The 18,352-nt window shown below is 52.9% G+C and carries 16 protein-coding genes; 9 read left to right on the top strand and 7 right to left on the bottom strand.

Translation table 11 applies throughout. The annotated features are described in order from the left end of the window. Window positions 1-85 precede the first annotated feature (85 nt). From Q2J34_RS06280 to glmS, 4 genes are all read right to left on the bottom strand, one after another. Complete coding sequence (locus tag Q2J34_RS06280; protein ID WP_025884375.1) at window positions 86-1,330, bottom strand: methylaspartate ammonia-lyase; 1,245 nt, start codon at window positions 1,328-1,330, stop codon at window positions 86-88. Window positions 1,331-1,414: 84 nt separating this feature from the next. Then, entirely contained in the window at window positions 1,415-2,863 is a 1,449-nt protein-coding gene (locus tag Q2J34_RS06275) for a methylaspartate mutase subunit E (protein WP_300969571.1), read from the bottom strand. A 45-nt stretch (window positions 2,864-2,908) separates the two neighbouring features. Further along, the gene (glmL, locus tag Q2J34_RS06270; RefSeq protein ID WP_298887084.1) at window positions 2,909-4,294 is read right to left on the bottom strand and encodes a methylaspartate mutase accessory protein GlmL; all 1,386 of its coding nucleotides are present in this window, start codon (window positions 4,292-4,294) and stop codon (window positions 2,909-2,911) included. An 8-nt stretch (window positions 4,295-4,302) separates the two neighbouring features. Beyond that, the gene (gene glmS, locus Q2J34_RS06265) at window positions 4,303-4,716 is read right to left on the bottom strand and encodes a methylaspartate mutase subunit S (protein WP_004330983.1); all 414 of its coding nucleotides are present in this window, start codon (window positions 4,714-4,716) and stop codon (window positions 4,303-4,305) included. A gap of 667 nt (window positions 4,717-5,383) precedes the next feature. Here glmS and Q2J34_RS06260 point away from each other — a divergent pair. The 6 genes from Q2J34_RS06260 to Q2J34_RS06235 all read left to right on the top strand — a co-directional run bounded on the left by Q2J34_RS06260 (window position 5,384) and on the right by Q2J34_RS06235 (window position 11,647). After that, window positions 5,384-6,025 (top strand): hypothetical protein, encoded by a 642-nt coding sequence (locus Q2J34_RS06260; RefSeq protein ID WP_300969570.1) that lies wholly within the window; start codon window positions 5,384-5,386, stop codon window positions 6,023-6,025. 190 nt (window positions 6,026-6,215) lie between these two features. Beyond that, window positions 6,216-7,064: a DUF3822 family protein gene (locus tag Q2J34_RS06255; RefSeq protein ID WP_300969569.1), complete on the top strand. Its 849-nt coding sequence runs from the start codon at window positions 6,216-6,218 to the stop codon at window positions 7,062-7,064. Window positions 7,065-7,077: 13 nt separating this feature from the next. Next, window positions 7,078-7,638, top strand: coding sequence for an RsmD family RNA methyltransferase (locus Q2J34_RS06250; RefSeq protein ID WP_296953055.1), 561 nt, complete (start codon window positions 7,078-7,080; stop codon window positions 7,636-7,638). A gap of 2 nt (window positions 7,639-7,640) precedes the next feature. Further along, window positions 7,641-8,636 (top strand): tRNA dihydrouridine synthase DusB, encoded by a 996-nt coding sequence (gene dusB / locus Q2J34_RS06245; protein WP_300969568.1) that lies wholly within the window; start codon window positions 7,641-7,643, stop codon window positions 8,634-8,636. Window positions 8,637-8,657: 21 nt separating this feature from the next. Beyond that, the gene (locus Q2J34_RS06240; protein ID WP_300969567.1) at window positions 8,658-9,857 is read left to right on the top strand and encodes a leucine-rich repeat domain-containing protein; all 1,200 of its coding nucleotides are present in this window, start codon (window positions 8,658-8,660) and stop codon (window positions 9,855-9,857) included. Window positions 9,858-10,540: 683 nt separating this feature from the next. Next, complete coding sequence (locus tag Q2J34_RS06235) at window positions 10,541-11,647, top strand: leucine-rich repeat domain-containing protein (protein WP_300969566.1); 1,107 nt, start codon at window positions 10,541-10,543, stop codon at window positions 11,645-11,647. A gap of 331 nt (window positions 11,648-11,978) precedes the next feature. Here the strand turns inward: Q2J34_RS06235 and Q2J34_RS06230 are convergent, their stop codons facing one another. The 3 genes from Q2J34_RS06230 to Q2J34_RS06220 are packed head-to-tail and all read right to left on the bottom strand — an operon-like array spanning window position 11,979 to window position 13,908. Further along, window positions 11,979-12,767 carry a TrmH family RNA methyltransferase gene (locus Q2J34_RS06230; RefSeq protein WP_300969565.1) on the bottom strand — a complete coding sequence of 263 codons (789 nt, stop codon included), beginning with the start codon at window positions 12,765-12,767 and terminating at the stop codon, window positions 11,979-11,981. A 9-nt stretch (window positions 12,768-12,776) separates the two neighbouring features. Beyond that, window positions 12,777-13,526, bottom strand: a complete 750-nt coding sequence (locus tag Q2J34_RS06225; protein WP_300969563.1) for a biotin--[acetyl-CoA-carboxylase] ligase — start codon at window positions 13,524-13,526, stop codon at window positions 12,777-12,779. Beyond that, complete coding sequence (locus Q2J34_RS06220) at window positions 13,507-13,908, bottom strand: MmcQ/YjbR family DNA-binding protein (protein ID WP_293964769.1); 402 nt, start codon at window positions 13,906-13,908, stop codon at window positions 13,507-13,509. Before Q2J34_RS06220 ends, Q2J34_RS06225 begins: the two co-directional genes overlap by 20 nt. 45 nt (window positions 13,909-13,953) lie before the next feature. Here Q2J34_RS06220 and rdgB point away from each other — a divergent pair, with 45 nt between their 5' ends. The 3 genes from rdgB to Q2J34_RS06205 are packed head-to-tail and all read left to right on the top strand — an operon-like array spanning window position 13,954 to window position 18,301. Then, window positions 13,954-14,544: an RdgB/HAM1 family non-canonical purine NTP pyrophosphatase gene (gene rdgB, locus Q2J34_RS06215; protein ID WP_300969562.1), complete on the top strand. Its 591-nt coding sequence runs from the start codon at window positions 13,954-13,956 to the stop codon at window positions 14,542-14,544. Further along, on the top strand, window positions 14,541-16,877 hold the full coding sequence (gene porZ / locus Q2J34_RS06210) for a type IX secretion system anionic LPS delivery protein PorZ (RefSeq protein ID WP_300969561.1): 2,337 nt from the start codon (window positions 14,541-14,543) through the stop codon (window positions 16,875-16,877). Before rdgB ends, porZ begins: the two co-directional genes overlap by 4 nt. Window positions 16,878-16,894: 17 nt before the next feature. After that, window positions 16,895-18,301, top strand: a complete 1,407-nt coding sequence (locus Q2J34_RS06205) for a C1 family peptidase (RefSeq protein WP_300969560.1) — start codon at window positions 16,895-16,897, stop codon at window positions 18,299-18,301. Window positions 18,302-18,352: the final 51 nt, after the last annotated feature.

Here is an 18,352-nt window from a genome sequence, read left to right as displayed (position 1 = left end):
CGATATTCTGTTTTACTGTTAGAGGTTAGCCTTTGGCTGTTGGCTTTTGGCTAAAGTCTAACCTCTAACTTCTAATCTCTAAAATCTACTTTAGCACATCCTTGAGAGCGAGTACACGGCTCATCTCGTTGAAGATGATCATGTATCCCTCATCGACACCCATACCAGGCTTTGCGAGGCACTGGCAAGGAGAGGTAGCCATAGCGATATTGGCGCAAACCTCTGCTGAGCGGTTGGTCTCATTGCAAGTACCACCCAGATAAGCGCGCATGTTGTGCTGCTTGCAGTAGAGGACAGCCTCGATAGCGTTGTTGACACCACCAAGGTCAGGCGTCTTGATCTGAACCATGTGTCCAGCCTTGCGCTCAGAGAAAGCGATGATATCCTCGAGCGTGTTGCACCACTCGTCAGCGACGATCTGGCACTTAGAGCCCTTGGCATCAAGTAGCTCACGGATCTTAGCCAGAGCCTCGATCTGTGGCTCACGACCATCCATATCTACTGGACCCTCGACACGAAGCTCGAAGGGAGCAACGATCTCAGAGAGTTCGTTCAGATAGTCAGCGATGCGCTGGAAGTCGTTGTTGAAGACGATGCTCAGCGTACCATATACGTCGATATGGATAGCGGGCTGGTAGTTGGGGTTCTGACGCTTCGTGACGATACGATCACGGAGCCACTGGAGGTACTCCTTGATCTTCTCACCCTTGAGGCCGACCTTGGTCTCTACATTATTGAAGAGAGCATGTGGCAGTACGCCCACCTCCTTCATGATCATCTTATCGACGTTGAGATAGCGGTCATCGCCACTCTGCGAGAAGATGGGGACCATCGTGTCTGATATCTTCGTACCATACTCGTCAGCGACAACCTGCGCCATGAGCTTGTGCTGGCTCTTAGCGACAGCGTCTAGACAAGCCTGTGTGACACCGTAGCGGATTGCCGTGTGGTACTTCTTACCGTCTGCATTGACATGCTTGTCAACGAGGTCGGCCATCTTGCGGAACGTGGTTATCTCCTTGCCCTCATAGAGCGGAGCGATCTCCTTCATGATAACGGGGATAAAGTTCTCAGCGAGGAACAGTGGATCACGACCACCGGCCCCTGAGTACTGTACAGCAGCACAGTCACCATGAGCTATAGAGCCATCCTCTAGGATAAAGAGGACAGAGATGGACTCACCTGCCTGACGTACAGACGTAAAGCCTGGAGTCACGGGGTCGCCAGAGTAAAAAGCTCCATCGTTTTTAGCGCCCTTCTTGATGGCCTTCTGGTCGTCAAAGAAGAATCCTGTCTTGCCTGGGGCACAGACTACCTTCTTGATCTTCATATTACTTGGATTTATTGGTTTATTGAAATTGTTTGCTAGAAAGAGTGCTACCCCCACAGGGATAGCACTGCTATAGATTAAGGCTTACGGTCTGCCGACGAGGAAGCCCTTGCCGATAGCGTAGACATCGTCGATAACCATCTGGAAGCTCACGGGACGATGCTCGAAGCGTGAACGCTCCTCGAGCTTCTCACGGTGGAATGCCTTGAGATCTTCCGTAAAGGGCAGATGACCCGTATCGAGGATGCGTACCGCACCATTGTCATCACGAGCCGGTAGGACCTTGCCCGCATTGTAACGACTAGGCGCAAAGGGGATGTCCAGCACGCCTGCCTCAAAGGCAGCAACCGTGCCGACAGCTAGATCGCCCTTGCCCAGCTCGAAGACCTTGTCGAGGATGCACTTCGTCTCTCGAACGATGATGTCAGACTCCTGCTCTACCACAGGGATGTCTACGAGTGACTGGTCACGAAGCATAGAGATAACCTGCTTGGTAGCACGTAGTCCAGCGGCGTTTGCCTCCTTGGTGGGGACGCCCATCGCCTCGTGCGGCGTCTTGACAATGACCTTGGTAGCCTTCGCCAGAGCAGCCGTAGCTGAGCCCCACGAGATGACGCCAAAGGCCTTTGCCTCGTCTTGAGGGAAGCCACCCATCCACTGGTGGAAGACGGTCGTGACACGTACATCGTCGTAACCGTACTGCTTGAGATAGCTATTGGTCAACTCGCGAAGCGAGCGAATAGCTGCGACATCCTGGATGACATTACCGCACTGCCCATAGCCCACAGTGATGTCCTTGACACCCTGCTCAGCAGCGAGTAGCGTCTCGATGACGGCCACAGCGTTGGAGATACAGGGTGGAATGAGCGTACCGGTCAGAGGACCGAATGGCTCACGGTTGATGCTCACGCCAGCCTCCTCATACATACCTACGAGGCGATCCGTGTACTGCCAGTACATGATCGTCTTCTCGAGAGAGAAGTTCTTAGAGTAAGGGATATTGTACGAGATACCACCACCCTCATAAGAGGTAAAGCCTCCAGCGATAGAGATCTCTGTAAGAAGACGCGCATCAGGCGTACCGTGGCGCACCTGTACAGGGTTCTTGAGTGCAGAGGTGACCGTACGGCAGATCTTCGTGCCGTAATTGACGATCGGGAAGCCGTTGAGCATAGATCGTCCCGACTCTTTACTCTTGATGATACCATTCTCAGCCTCGTGATAACGGTTGAGACGTGTGTAGCTATCGACCGTCGAGGGGAGCAGATCAGCACCACCCTCCTCTTCTAGAAACTGCAGGAGCCTGATATGCTCCGTGTATAGAGCCACACCAGCACGAGGCTGTATGAGCGTACGCCCCTCGGCATCTGCCTGAGCGAGCTTGCGGCCGAAGATCTTCTCCTCGGGGATTGACTTTTGAAATTCGACGGCCTCTTCAAAGTTGACATCTTTGCCTGTAGGCCATGAGGCGAGAACCTCCTTGCGCTCCTTGTAGAAGGTATCGTTGTCTATGCGCTTGTTCCTAAGTTCCATGTGATAGGGGAATCTGTATGAGTGATTGAGTCTTTTGTATGTCTATTATATAGGTAGTACCTCTCGCTGCAAGATCGTGAGAGCCACCTCGGGAGCTACCTGACTGAGTAGTCCCATGCTCGCTATGATGTAGCGCTTGTCTAAGTAAAACTGCGGCTCCTTGGGCTTCGCATACTCGTATCTCTGAGGGTTAAAGCGGCTTCCCGAGAGGATACGAGCTGGATCAGTGCTGTTGATCAGTGCGCCACCGATGCCAATGAGTCGAGGCACCTGCGTCAAGTCTTTGCCAACGAGGGTAAACATCTCGCCTATCGGCGTGTAGACCTTGCTAATGACGCCAGCGTGACGCTCCACAGCTATGTCTACGGCACTGTATGCTAGAGCCTCCTCGATTACCTGCTCTTGCGAGCCAGGCTCGGCAACCGTATCAGGACTAGCCGCACAACGCTCTACCCAGTCAATGATAGCCTCAGGCGTAACACTGTAAGCTCGTGCTAGAGTCTTGACATCGGTCTCGTCCTCCAGTGCCTTCAAGCTATAGCGCATACCGAGGTCACCCTCTACGGTGCGCTTACTGTAAGGCTCGGGGATGCCCTTGATCAGGACATTGTCCATCGACGGAGCTCCGTCAGTCATCGAGTAAATGTCGGTCGTAGCTCCACCAAGGTCTACAGCCATCAGGTCGCCCCAACCAGGGTGCTCCTCGTCAATGCCTTTGCTCAGTAACTCACAAGCCTTGAGGACCGCAAAGGGCGTCGGGATAATCTCCAGCTCGGCACGCTTCTGCACCTCGCCCAGTCCCTTAGCATCGATGATGCGACTGATGAAGAGATCCATAATGCACTGACGAGCGGGCAGGATGTTGATCTGACCAAACTCAGGCATCACATTCTCCGTAACAACGCACTTCTTGTCGCACTGAGCGAAGATTTCCTCTAGATCATAAGAGGCGGACTTATTGCCCGCAGCGATAATCGCAAAGGGTCTATCGATCTCTGCCAGACGGCGCGCATTAGCTAGGATTACCTCCTTGTTACCGCCATCGGTACCACCGCAGAGTAGTACTAGGTCAGGATTAATCTCATAGATCTCCTCCTGCTCGGCGTGAGAGATCTCATAGGCGTAGGTCTTGACCACCTTAGCACCCGCCGAGGAAGCAGCCATCTTGGCCGCCTTAGATGTGAGCGAGGGGACCAGCCCCAGCGCAACCATCTTGAGTCCACCCGCCGCACTACTACAAGAGAGGAGGCGGTCGTAGTGAGCATCAGGGTGCTGCGCCAGTATCTTCTGCCAAGCGTTGTTAAAGCCCTCCAGCACATCCGTTGTGATGGTGGTAAAGGCAGAGGCTGTCGCCACTATCTCCGCACGCGCTACATCTATCAGAGTCAACTTCGTGTAGGTACTACCGAAGTCTACCGTAAGATAGTGCATACTACTATTTATTTATCTGCGAGGATTGAGTCTAGATAAGCGATGGTAGTCTCGATTGGTGTGCCAGGAGGATAAACCTTGGTAAAGCCCATCGCCATAAAGCGAGACTCCACATCGGCAAAGTCCTGCTTACCCACGACCAGATTGCCTCCGGCCACTAGTGGGATGCCCTTGAGACCAGCCTCATCGCACTTCTCGCGAAGTCCCTGACAGTCGATCTCACCATGTCCATAGAGCGAAGAGACAAGGATCGCATCCGCTTTAGTCTCTAGTGCTGCCTCTATGTACTCTTCTTGAGAGACCATGACACCGAGGTTAACCACTTTGTACCCTGCATTGTTGAGGGCATAGGCGATGATCTTGTTGCCGACAGCATGTGCGTCAGCACCAATCACACCCGTGACTATAGTTTTTTGATTCATAATAGGGGAAATACGTGTACACCACGTTTTTTTTTGATGATTGAGCTATAGTACGAGACATAGGAGCCATGGAAAGCCTTTTGGGGGGTAAGCCTCCACACCACCTACACCTCTTTACATGGTCTCACTGTTTTGGGGGTGCAGTAAGATCATGTAAGACGACCCCTCGGCAGGGAAAAAGAGAGTCAATCTTTTTCTCTCCCTCGAGACCGCTCCACAAAGGTACTTAATAATTCTGTAATAGCCATTGTGGGGTAAAAAAGGCACGTGGCATAGCTCTTTTTTCTACCCTAAGAGAAGACCCTATAATGTATTAGAGTCTGGACAAAATCTCGGGTAACTCATTGCACTCAGAGAAAGAGCTGAGACGATATCCACGTGGCGATCTGCTTTCTGGGAGGCAAAAGCGTATCGGAGCGTAAGAGGCCCTATCCTATTAGTGTCCTGACCTTGTACCCCTCCCCAGCACTACGAAATGAACAATCAGCCACAGAACAAGCTAAATTCTAGAGCTATCACTCCTCAGATATTGCTCTATCTATTGAGAAAAGCGTATATTTGCGCTGTGAAATGGTTTGTCCTCTCTTGATTCGTACTCTTTTGGGGCATCTAAGTCACACATTATCTAACTAGCGTAATCAATACAACAAAACTTATAGGCGATATTATGAGAAAACTAATGACCGTCCTTCTGCTGATAGCAGCAGTTGTCGTGGGCTATCTAGCAGTCATGAGCATCCTAACACCGGAGCAATTCTCCAAGACACGCATTGCTCGTGAGGCACCCATCCAGGTACGTCTGAAAGAGGTGGCACACGTAGAGAAAGCCTTTCATGATGTCTACAACCGCTACGCTCCCGTAGATGAGCTTCGTCAGTTCCTTACTGATGGTAAGGTCTTTTACGTTCGCTCTGAGGGAGACTACACCGATGCTATGCGTGAGGCTGGCATGAATGAGCGTCAGGCAGCTGCTAAGGGGCTGATCGTACGTGACACCGTATGGGTTAGCGCACGCGACTCTCTACTCAAGAGTGGTATGACACCTGAGGAGTTTCTACAGGTACCTGGCTTCCCCCAGTCAGTCATAGAGATTGACACAGCATCTGTCGCTCAGGAGATCGGAGAGGAAGTCGTGATGGTACCCGTATTCCGTACAGCTGTACCTCTCTCTGTCTACCTAGCTGATCAGGATCATAAGCTCCTCAATACAGCTATCAAGGATGCAGAGGCTCGCTATCAAGGCACTGGGTATCCTGGCCTCGCTCTAGGATCTCTCAAGGAGGTCAAGAACACGGGCAACTGGGAGTAGTCTCAAGACTCCCCCCCCCTCCGCTACAACTTCATCTGTAGTAGGGATACTGCTCTACTGATTCAGACAATAAGCTTCAAGTATCTTCTGCTGATCCTTACGCTCTCGACAAAAGAGGTAAACCTCTCGAGAGATAGTTATAGAGATTGGAGCTTGAAGTTTATCGTCTGAATCTTGTATACTTATTATTATGCAGCAACCACCAGCACTTCCTAAAGACACACAGACATCTGCCGTCTCATCGCTCACTCTGCGACTGACTGCAGATGGCTTTGTCTATCTACATGATCTCTCAAGGGAAGAAACAGAGGTGGCTGCACAGGAAGGCTATCACACTAAGAGTCAGAGCCAGTTTGTGCCAGTAGACTGGTCTCGTGTCTCGGCTCTGTGGGGAGACATTATCGCACAGCACCCTATCCTCAGTGATCCTGAGGGAGAGGTCCACGTGCTCTACCCCGCCTCTCACTATGTAGTCATACCGAGCGGCATGAGTGGAGAGCAAGATGTACATTGGTGGCGACTGACGGCACCTATCTTTGCCGACGAGGAGCAGTATTATAGCGACACATACGCACTTGGCGATGGTAAGCCTAGTCTGGCTGTGGGCTTTAGTCATCTACTCAAAGGCTTCCTACAGCGTAGCTTTGTAGCTTGTCGGTTTATCCCTACGATCCTACCTTTTGCACAGCGAGTGTTGCGACAGTCGTCGCTTCAGACAGGGCTCTCGCTAGGTGTCGAGCTGGTCGAGGGTGGCTGCGATCTGGTATTATGTCAGTCGGGGGACTTGCTTCGGGCTAATCATTACAGTTGGCCTCGCTACCGCACCTGGCAGCATCATCTCTATCAGGTCCTCTACTTCTTAAGTAAGGTGTACCTAGACGGCTCTGTGGATCATGCAGCTCCTGTATCCATCATACTATCCGATGGGACGGCTGGTGCTGATAGTTTAGTCAGTGAGCTGCTGCAGGCACTCTACCGGCAGTTCACGACTGCCGACTGGGATGTGTCTGTCATGCCGATAGACTATTGGTACGCTTGATTAAGTTATCACCATGCGCATTATAGCAGGCAAATATGGTCGTCGTCGTCTCTCCCCGCCTAAAGGGCTGACGCTCCGCCCCACGACGGATATAGCTAAGGAGGCACTCTTCAACAGCCTCTCGGCTCAATATGACATAGAGGGTATGCGGGTGCTAGATCTCTTTGCGGGCATCGGGAGTATCTCTCTAGAGTTTGTCTCACGGGGAGCCGCCTCAGTGACCTCTATCGAGAAGCATCCTAAGCATGCCGCCTTCATCCGGTCGGCCGCTGACACCCTAGATAAGGAGATCCTCTCGACCAAGCAGCTTCTAGTCCTCAATCGATCGGTAGAGCAGTACTTACGTCAGTACGATGGGGAGCCTTACGACCTGATCTTTGCCGATCCTCCGTATAACTTACCGTGGATCAAGGATATACCCGACTTACTCTTTGCCAGTAAAGCGTGGTGCCCTAGCTCTATCTTTGTACTAGAGCACCCCGACACGGTGGACTTTGCTGAGTTTCCTCGCTTCGCTTGGCACAAGTCTTACAGTGCCGTACAGTTTACCTGCTTCGCCCCGACAGAAGAATAGCTATGCAGATAGGCACCCTTGACTTAGGCTCTAGACCGCTACTCCTCGCACCGATGGAGGATGTGAGCGATGCACCCTTTCGTCTGCTCTGTAAGCAGTTTGGTGCTAGCCTCGTTTACACTGAGTTCATCAGTGCCGATGCGCTCGTGCGTTACGTACCCAGCACGATGCGCAAGATGCGTATAGACCCAGCAGAGCGTCCCGTCGCCATACAGATCTATGGTCGTGATGTGGAGACGATGTGCGAGGCGGCTCGTATCGCCTGCCAACTGGAGCCTGACCTGCTCGACCTCAACTTCGGCTGCCCCGTCAAGCGGGTCGCGGGCAAAGGTGCTGGCAGTGGTATGCTCCGTGACCCCGAGCTACTCCTCGAAATCACCGCCGCAGTGGTCGCTACGGCTAGTTGCCCCGTGACGGTCAAGACGCGTCTAGGATGGGACCACAACAGCCTCATCATTACCGAGCTGGCACCACGTCTACAAGCTTGTGGCATCGCAGCTCTGACCATCCATGGGCGTACGCGCAGCGATATGTACAAGGGGAGTGCCGACTGGACTTTGATCGGTGCGGTGCGCTCCAATCCTGAGATCCAGATCCCGATCATCGGCAATGGCGATATAACGACAGGCGAGGAGGTGCGGCACGCTTTTGACACCTATGGGGTGGATGGGGTGATGGTCGGACGAGCAGCTATCGGACAGCCATGGATCTTTGGCGAAATGCGCGCAGCCGTTGACCCGACTTTTACCGCTCCTCAGCTAACCTCCCAGCAACAGCTGGAGATCCTAAAAGAGATCGTTCACAAGAATATCGAGAAGTTGGACGAGCGCAGAGGCATCCTGCATAGTCGTCGCCACCTAGCCGCCACACCACTCTTTAAGGGCATCCCCAACTTTCGTGCGCTACGCATAGCAATGCTCCAAGCCCCTACCCTAGCCGACCTGGACGATGTGCTAGCGCAGGTAGAGCCTCTGCTCCCCCCCAATTCTAACCTCTAATCTCTAATCTCTAGCTAGACTATGAGTAAGCAACTCCGCATCTGGCTCTTTGTCCTCCTCGGCACGCTCTTCACCTCCAGCTCCCTCCTCGCCGAAGGGGTCATCACTATGACCACCTCCGAAAGAGTCGGAGAAGAAATCCAACTGATCATCAAGGCAAATGATAACGTCACCATCGAAGGGGCTCAAGAGACTGGACAAGCGAACGAGTCCGGTTTCAAGCCCTACAGGCTCACTAGCCAAACGATTACCATCCGAGGCGATTTGACAGAGCTTGACTGCTTCAACAATCAACTGACGAGCTTGGACGTGTCAAAGAGTGCCGCCTTGGAAGTACTTTACTGCAGCGACAATAAGCTGACCAGCTTGGATGTCTCAAAGAACAGCGCCTTGACAGAGCTTAACTGCTTCAGCAATCAACTGATTAGCTTGGATGTCTCAAAGAACATCGCCTTGAAAGGGCTATACTGTGGAGAGAACCAATTAACCAGCTTGGACGTGTCAAAGAACACCGCTTTGACAATTCTGGACTGCTTTAGCAGCAAACTGACCAACTTGGATGTCTCAAAGAACGTCGCTTTGACAGAGCTTAACTGCTACGACAATCAACTGACCAGCTTGGATCTGTCGCAGAACACCGCCTTGACAGATCTTGACTGCTCCTACAATCAACTGACCAGTTTGGATCTGTCGCAGAACACCGCCTTGACAAAGCTTGACTGCTCATGGAATCAACTGACCAGCCTGGATGTGTCAAAGAACACCGCCTTGACATCGCTCAGCTGCTTCGACAATCAACTGACCAGTTTGAATGTATCAAAGAATAGAGCCTTGACAACGCTTTCTTGTGGAGGCAATCAACTGACCAGCTTGGACGTGTCAAAGAACACCGCCTTGACAGAGCTTAACTGCCCCGACAATCAACTGACCAGCTTGGACGTGTCAAAGAACACTGCCTTGGAGTCTCTTGAATGCTCCATCAATCAACTGACGAACTTGAACATATCTGGATGTGCTAGATTGGATGCTCTTTATTGCTTCAGTAATTGTATCAATGGCGAGGCTATGACCAAGTTGGTGAATAGTCTTCCTGATCGAATGGGTATGAGCCGTGGTACTCTTTGTATAGTAAGTCGCTCCTCTAAGAAAATCGATAAAAACAGGTGTAGTGCTGCTGACATAACTACCGCAAAGAAGAAAAACTGGGAAGTTCGACAATAAGAGCGTTCTGACTGGGACTGTAAGCTTAGTCTAGTCCGACCCACAAGGGGTTGACCTCCTACCACGTTCGCCTATCCATCGGTCGTTCGGGGCCGTAGCCCCTCCGAACGAAGGCCACGATGCGTCGGACCTCTAGCGAGGTCTTTTTTTTATCAGAACTGTCTGACGTGTAGCCCTTTGCTTTCTAAGTTCATATGCAAGTAAAATGCGAAGTTTTTTCTCGTTTCGCAAGCTCGGTCGACTTCTCTTCGGGTGAACTGCTCGGCGGGGTGGAAACTTCCACCGTAGGGGCGGACCTGTGTGTCCGCCCGTCCTCACCTGAACGCAGTCTATTCTGCGGGCGGACACGCAGGTCCGCCCCTACACAAGCTACGTCAGCACGACAACTCCACTCATCAAACGCTGTAACCCCGATCTCCGTAGGGACGCACGGTCGTGCGTCCGTCCCCGTTAAAAACACGATGCTGTAACCTTTGACACAACGGACGCACAGATCGTGCGTCCCTACAGGGCGCAGTGGGGAGGGACGCCCTCCGACACCTCTAATCTCTCTCCCCCCTTGCACAACTCAAAGTAAAGGCATAACTTCGCAGAAGACATCACTCACACGGCAGAGCCCTCACCGCTCCCCATCACGCTACAACTGAACACTATCCACTAATCTCCATCTACTTAACTACTCTATGTACAAACGACTCCGCATCTGGCTCTTTGTCCTCCTCGGCACCCTCCTCGCGAGCAGCACTCTCCTCGCCGAAGGCGTCATCACGATGACCACCTCCAAAGCTGTCGGAGAGACAATCTCACTGGGTATTGAGGCAAATGGTAACGTCACCATCGAGGGAGCTCAAGAGGTTGAAGCGGACGCGAACGGGTTCAAGTACTACACAATCAAAAGCCAAGTGGTAGTCATCCGAGGCGATGTGACAGATCTTCACTGTAGCGAGAATCAATTGACGAGCTTGGACGTGTCGGGTTGTACCGCCTTGACAGAGCTTCGGTGCAGCGAGAATCAACTGACTAACTTGAACGTATCGGGTTGCACCGCCTTGACAAAGCTTTATTGCTTCAGCAATCAACTGACAAGCTTGGACGTGTCAAAGAACACCGCCTTGGAAATGCTTTACTGTAGCGAGAATCAACTGACTAACCTAAACGTCTCTGATTGTACAGCCTTGACAGTTCTTTACTGCAGCGAGAATCTACTGACCAGCTTGGACGTGTCAAAGAACACCTTCTTGACATATCTTTGGTGTTCCAGCAATCAACTGACCAGCTTGAACGTCTCTGATTGTACCGTCTTGACAATGCTTAACTGCAGCGAGAATCAACTGACGAGCTTGGACGTGTCAAAGAACACTATCTTGAAAGAGCTATACTGCTCCGGCAATAAACTGACCAGCTTGGATGTATCCAATAACACCTTCTTGACAAAGCTTAACTGCTGCTGTAATCAACTGACCATCTTGAATGTCTCTGGCTGCACCATCTTGACACAGCTTGACTGCTTCAACAATCAACTGACCAGTTTGAACATCTCAAAGAACATCTTCTTGACACAGCTTGACTGCAGCGAGAATCTACTGACGAGCTTGGACATATCAAAGAACACCGCCCTAACAAAGCTTGCGTGTTCCAGCAACCAACTGACTAACTTGGACGTGTCAAAGAATACCGCCTTGAAAGAGCTATACTGTGTAGAGAATCAACTGACTAGCTTGGATGTGTCAAAGAACACCGCCTTGACAACGATTGAGTGTGACAACATTCCGCTGACCTCTAACCCCTAAACTCTAAACTCTAACCTCGAATCTCTAATAACATCTCTTTACGGGGAAATTCGTCCGATTCCCTCCTTTCTCGAATATCCACGTGGAGAATCTCAAATCTCCACGTGGATATTTTTTCTTTTCCACGTGGGCGCGATTTCATTCTTCCGAAGTTTCATTTCATTCCTCCGAAGTTTCATTTCATTCCTCCGAAGAATTTTTTATTCCCCACGTGGAGATTTCGAAATATCCAGGTGGAAATCACTTTTCCCCGACACCGGTCCGTTTCGATTTGTCGTTGGGCCTAAATTATTGTAACGAGCCAGCGTCGAGTTTTCCCAGCCAGGACTAGCTAAAGGATCAGATGCGCCATAACGATAGCGCCGGCGACTGCCACGTTGAGCGACTCGCAGTGGTTATCGACAGGCGACGGAATCGTAATTCGCTGAGAGACTAGAGCAGAGAGGTCGGGCGAGATACCATTACCCTCATTGCCTAATACCAATATATAAGGTTGCTCAGGTGCCAGTCGTAACGTACGAAGCGGTGCGCCATCGATGAAGGTCCCTATCACGGGTATCTCCGTCTGCGTTAGCATCGTGAGCAGAGCGGTCCTATCGGTGTAGCGATAGACTTGCACACGCGCCAGAGCACCCATAGTCGCTTGTAGCACCTTGGGCGCATAGACGTCTGCGCATCCCTCTGTGCAGAGGACCTGTCTGATGCCCATCCAGTCGCAAGTGCGTAGCAGTGTCCCGACATTGCCAGGGTCCTGCACATCGTCTAGAAGGAGCGTGGGTTGTTGTATCGCTTGGGGAGCCTCTACCGTTGGGATCTCGCAAAGAGCCAATAGCGGACGAGGGCTCTTCAGTCCACTCACCCGCTCTATCTGCTTCGGGTCAGGCAGGATCACCGCCTCGGCAATGCTCTCTGGGCATCGCTCTAGCAGAGGCTCGACTAGCTCCTCTGTACCAACTAGTAGCTGGCAGCGATAAGCTGGTAGCATCTCGCCGATTAGCTTCTCACCCTCAGCGATAAAGAGGTTCGACTGCCGACGATACTTCGCCAGTTGCAAGCTTTTAATCAGCTTCACCTCAGCATGGGTGAGGGGGCGGTGCTCTATCTTTGTGCGCTCAGACATACTCTTATATTATAGGTATACAATCTCCTTAAAGGCGTAGCGTCGCTCCTGCCCCGTGGTGGTCGTTAGGACGAGCTGCCCCTGAGGGCTTACCTCCTGGATTGTCGCATCAAACGCCTCCTCGGTGGCGACATCACGGTAGCGAGCTGGTATACCTCGCTGGTAGAGCAGGTCGTTGTACTCTGCGTGCAGTGTCGCATAGTCTTGACGAGCGAGTTGCTCCCCTAGATGACGGAGCATCTGGCGGAGGAAAGCTTTCACATCATAAGTCTGCCCCGTCACGAGACGCAAAGAGATCGCTTGCGGGAGCTCAGGCGGGAAGGCTCCCTCGTTGATATTCATCCCGATACCGATGATCGTCTCTGCGACCGAGCCCTCGGCCAGCGCGTTGTGGATCAGTATGCCGGCTATCTTGTGGTCATTGACGAAGATATCGTTGGGCCACTTGATCTCAATCGTATCTTCGCTCGAAAGCTGCTCCTTGTAGCTCTTATAAACCGCTATGGCGGTCGCCTCACTGATAGACCAGATCTGCTGCAAAGGTCGATCTAGACGGAGGTAAATCGAAGGGAGTGCATTGAGCCGAGGACTGCTAAACCAGCTATTGTTTAGCTGTCCACGCCCCGCCGTCTGATAGTCCGTATGTATGACGGTCCCCGAGGGGAGGTCGGGTCTCTCCTTTAGGAGCTTGACTAGGTAGTCGTAGGTGCTCTCTATGGGGTGGTCTAGTTCGGTTATCTCAAAGGAGATCTTGCTCATTCTGTGCTTGGTTGTAGATGTCTATTCCGAGAGGCAGGAGACGCTGCTGGATCTTCGGGAGCTTGCGCCACACCTGCGCATAGGAGTGACGTAGGAGCCGAGCGATCCACGCCTCAGACTCACTAGTCGGTAGCTCCAGCTGTATCCAGTGCTTCTTATTGAGGTGAAAGGCGGGCTGCAGGTCGCTATGCCGGTCTAGCAATGGCTCTATCAAGTCAGGGTTCACCTTGAGCGACACCATGCCTGGGTCATGCTCCAGCCATAGCAGCGCAAAGATGCGCCGCGACAGACGGTAGGTCACCACCTCCGGACCAAAAGGCGCATCCACCTCGCAGTAGGGCAACTGGCGACAGAGCTCATCTATTTGGCTTATCCCATTCATTTCAGTACTTTTGTAATTAGTCTTATAGAACCTCCACAAAGTTACATGAAAGTCCTTTACCTTGCCACACACAATGCTCACAAGCTCCTCGAGATCCAGTCGATGCTCGGAGATACTTGCGAAGTGCGCTCAGCCTCTTCGCTAGGACACTATACAGCTCCCGACGAGAGCGCCTCCACGCTCCTAGGCAATGCCACCATCAAGGCGCAAGCTCTCTACGACCTCTACCACAAGCCTTGCATTGCGGACGATACGGGGCTCTTTGTCGAGGCTCTAGGCGGTGCCCCTGGCGTGCACTCAGCCCGCTACGCCGGCCGTGATGGTGACGACGTGGCTAATAGGAAGCACCTTCTGGACTCCTTAGCCTCACACCCCGAGCCGTGGCGCGCTTACTTCGAGTGTGTCATCGTACTGATCGATAGTCAGGGCGAGCAGCACCACTTCGTGGGGCGTGTAGCGGGACGTATCATAGACCACGAGGAGGGTTCCGAGGGCTTTGGCTACGACAGCCTCTTCGTGCCAGAGGACTTTGACAAGACCTTTGCCATGATGACCCCACAGGAGAAGAACAGCATCAGCCACCGCACACGAGCCGTAGAGCAGCTACGCACTTATCTTACCAAGCACAGCCTATGAAAGCCTCTATACACCTACTCCTCCTCCCGCTCCTTCTATGCACCCTCCCGCTCGCAGCTCAGGAGCAGCTGTGGCAGTGGCATCTAGCCGTAGGTGATGTAGAGCTTGTGGCAGATCTGCCCGAGCAGGTACTCTTCACCACAGGGGGCGTCATCGGCACCGTCTCTCCAGAGCATCCCGATGAGATACATCTACTTGATGGCTTGACGCCTATCAGCGACCTTGATGCCGAGATGATCCGCTACTCGCCTAGCCACAAGGTCACCACGGTCTACTACAGATCGGGGCGTATAGACCTCATCTACAGTGATCGCATCTACAACCTAGTGGGCATCAGCGACAATAGCAACCTCAACGACAAGACCGCCACACGTATCTTCTATCATAAGGATTACGCCTTCATTGCGGGTCGCTTCGGACTCATGCAGATAGACCTCAGCAATCATCAGATTGCAGCCACAGCCTTCCTAGGCAAAGAGGTGCTAGACGCTTTCGCTCTAGACGAAAAGCTCTATGCGCTGACCAGCGAAGGGCTGCGCTCGAGCACTCTCTCGCAAAACCTCCAAGACCCCGCCTCGTGGAGCCTCGTCGAGGGCTTACCACAGAAGGAGATGATCAGTGCCGCCACCCTACCCGACGGCTCGCTCTGGTACATAGACAGCCTGCACACCCTCTATCGCTCTACGCTACCCCAGGTCAGTGCCACCCCTCAGACGATGGCGCAGAGCGGATGGGCTGAGCAACTCTTCCCGACGGCCGATGGAGTGGCGGTCGCAGGAGCTGACTCGCTCATCGTATGGAGAGCTAGTGGCGAGCGCATACGCATCGACCTCCCCGCCCGTCTGCAGAGCCTCTCAGGCGACAGCTCACCGGACAGGCTTTGGTTCACAGCGGGAGGATCTCTCTACAAAGCTAACCTCGCCTCCGCCTCCGAGGGCAAAGTATCTCTCGAAAAGCTAGTCCTCGAAGCCAATGCGCCGAAGGTCAACAAGCACTTCTACCTCACACACCAGCATGGCAGGCTCTACTCCGTCAGTGGTGGGCGTCGCACCAACGCTTACTGGCAGCCTGGTCACATACAGATCTACGCTCCACCGAGATGGGACAACTGGACCTACTGGCAGATCGTCGAGCAGACCAATTACGTCCCCGTCTACGACCTCGTCTCCATAGCTGTCGACCCGCATGATGCCGACCACTACTTCGTTGGCTCGTGGGGAGAGGGACTCTATGAGATACAAGGTCGTCAGGTCGTCAATCGCTATACACCAGAGAACAGCCCCTTAGTCAGAGCTTGGGACGATGACTCACCCTCAGCGCACAACGTCCGTGTCGGCTCGCTATGCTACGACCATAGAGGCAACCTATGGATGGCTCAAGGTCAAGGCACCGTCGCTAACCCCCTCGTGGTGCGCACTCCTGATGGCACGATGAAAGCCATCTCGTATCCAGACATAGAGCTGGTCAATGCTTTCGGACCTATGCTGGCTCTGCCCAATGGTGTCAAGTGGTTACTCATATTTCACCGAGGTGCGGATGGCAACAACGGCGTCTTCATCTTTGACGACAAGGGTACGCCACTGGATCAGTCAGACGATGAGTACCGCCTCGTCACTAAGTTTGTCGATCGCACAGGCAAGGAGATCGCTGCCAAGTACTACTACGACCTAGCTCTAGATCCCTCTGGTAGCCTCTGGATAGCTACAGACAAAGGACCCATCAGCATTGCCAGTCCTAGCACATTCATCTCACAAAGCACCCCGCTAGCCTCTAGACCCGTAGGGGGACAGGAGCCCAACCTTTACTATGTCCTCGACAATATGCCCATCACCGCCATCGCCATCGATGCGCTCGGCAATAAGTGGTGCGGCACTGGGTCAGACGGTCTCTACCTCCTCTCCTCAGACGGCACGCAGCTGCTAGCTCACTACACCAAGGACAATAGTCCTCTGCTCACCAACGACGTCCTCTCTCTCGCCATCGACAAGGAGCGTGGAGAGCTCTACATAGCCACCTCAGTGGGGCTTGTCTCCTTATATATAGGCCGAACGAGCGACTGGTCTGCACAGAGCAAAGAGGTCTACATCTATCCCAATCCAGTACGCCCAGAAGATCCCGACCAGGTCACACTCTCCAAGCTCCCCGCAGGTACTACGGTACGCATCTTAGATAGTGCCGGCAATCTGATCTATCAGGAGGTCGCACGGACAGGCGAGCTCACCATCATCACCCGCCTACCAAGTGGTGAGCGTTACCCCTCAGGCATTTACCACGCATTACTATCAGACAGCGAGGGCAAGCACAGCTACTCTATCCCCTTTGCCGTCATATAATCTATACATAAGCTTTTATGAAGAAACTTCTCTTACCCTTACTCCTATTACTATCCAGCATCATGCTACTAGCACAGAGTGAAAGCACCAATCGCACGGACGGAGCCATCACACCAGAGCTCCTGCAGAAGCTCCAGCAAGCTACTCCAAAAGCTCCAGCTGAGCGAGCCCTGCACAACAGTATCGTACAGAACGGCATGGTACTCGCCAATGCCGAGCTCGCGACACCGCCCGACGATCACTTCACCTACCGAGTACCTACGAAGGGGATCACCGATCAGCAGCGGTCTGGGCGCTGCTGGCTCTTCACCGGCTTCAACGTCCTGCGGGCTAAGTTCATCAAGGACAACAACCTCGGAGAGTTTTACTTCTCCCACTGCTACTCCTTCTTTTGGGATCAGCTAGAGAAGGCCAACCTCTTCCTCGAGGGCATCCTCGAGACCCGCACGCTCCCCATCACCGACCGCAAGGTAGAGTGGCTCTTCCAGCACCCAATCAATGACGGCGGGCAGTTCACCGGGATCTCAGACAACCTCCTCAAGTATGGTGTCGTGCCCAGCGACGTGATGCCCGAGACTTACAGTAGCAACAACACCTCGCGCCTCTCCTCACTCATAGCCAAGCTCCTCCGTCAGGGTGGAATGGAGCTACGTAGCAAAGCTCAGCAAGGTGCCACACTAGCAGAGCTTCGCAAGGATAAAGAGACTACCCTACAAGCCATCTACCGTCTCCTATGCCTCAACCTTGGCACACCGCCCACAACCTTTGAGTATACGCTCAGAGATGCCGACGGCAAGATCCTCTCGACCAAGGAGTACACCCCGCTAAGCTTCTACAAGGAGCATGTAGGCGTCAACCTCAAGGATGACTACGTGATGATCATGAACGACCCCTCGCAGCCCTACTACGAGACCTACGCTATCGAGTATGATCGCCATGCCTGGGACGGCAAGGACTGGACCTACATCAACCTTCCGATGGAGGAGATCAAAGAGATGGCTATCGCTTCCCTCAAGGATGGCAACATGATGTACTACTCTTGTGACGTAGGCAAGGAACTCAATAAAGAGTCTGGCCTACTCACCCTCGGCTACGACGACTACGAGGCGATCACGGGCGTCCCGATGACTATGACAAAGGGCGAGCGCATCGCATCCTTTGACAGTGGCTCCACACACGCTATGACCCTCGTAGCGGTAGATCTAGACAAGTCAGGCAAGCCCACCAAGTGGATGGTTGAGAACAGCTGGGGAGCTACTGCAGGACATCAGGGGTATCTGATCATGACAGACGAATGGTTTGACGCATACACCTTCCGCCTTGTAATCAATAAGAAGTACCTCACGCCACGTGCCAAGGAGCTCCAGGGCAAGACGCCGAAACTACTCCCCCCGTGGAGTCCTATGTTTCGTGCCGAAGAGTAATCGAGTAGTCGCATAGCGACCACACTGGCTCTAGCGCATCGTCTCGCTGAG

This window comes from Porphyromonas vaginalis (assembly GCF_958301595.1).
Lineage (GTDB): Bacteria > Bacteroidota > Bacteroidia > Bacteroidales > Porphyromonadaceae > Porphyromonas > Porphyromonas vaginalis.
This window is presented reverse-complemented; position numbering and strand designations above follow the sequence as displayed.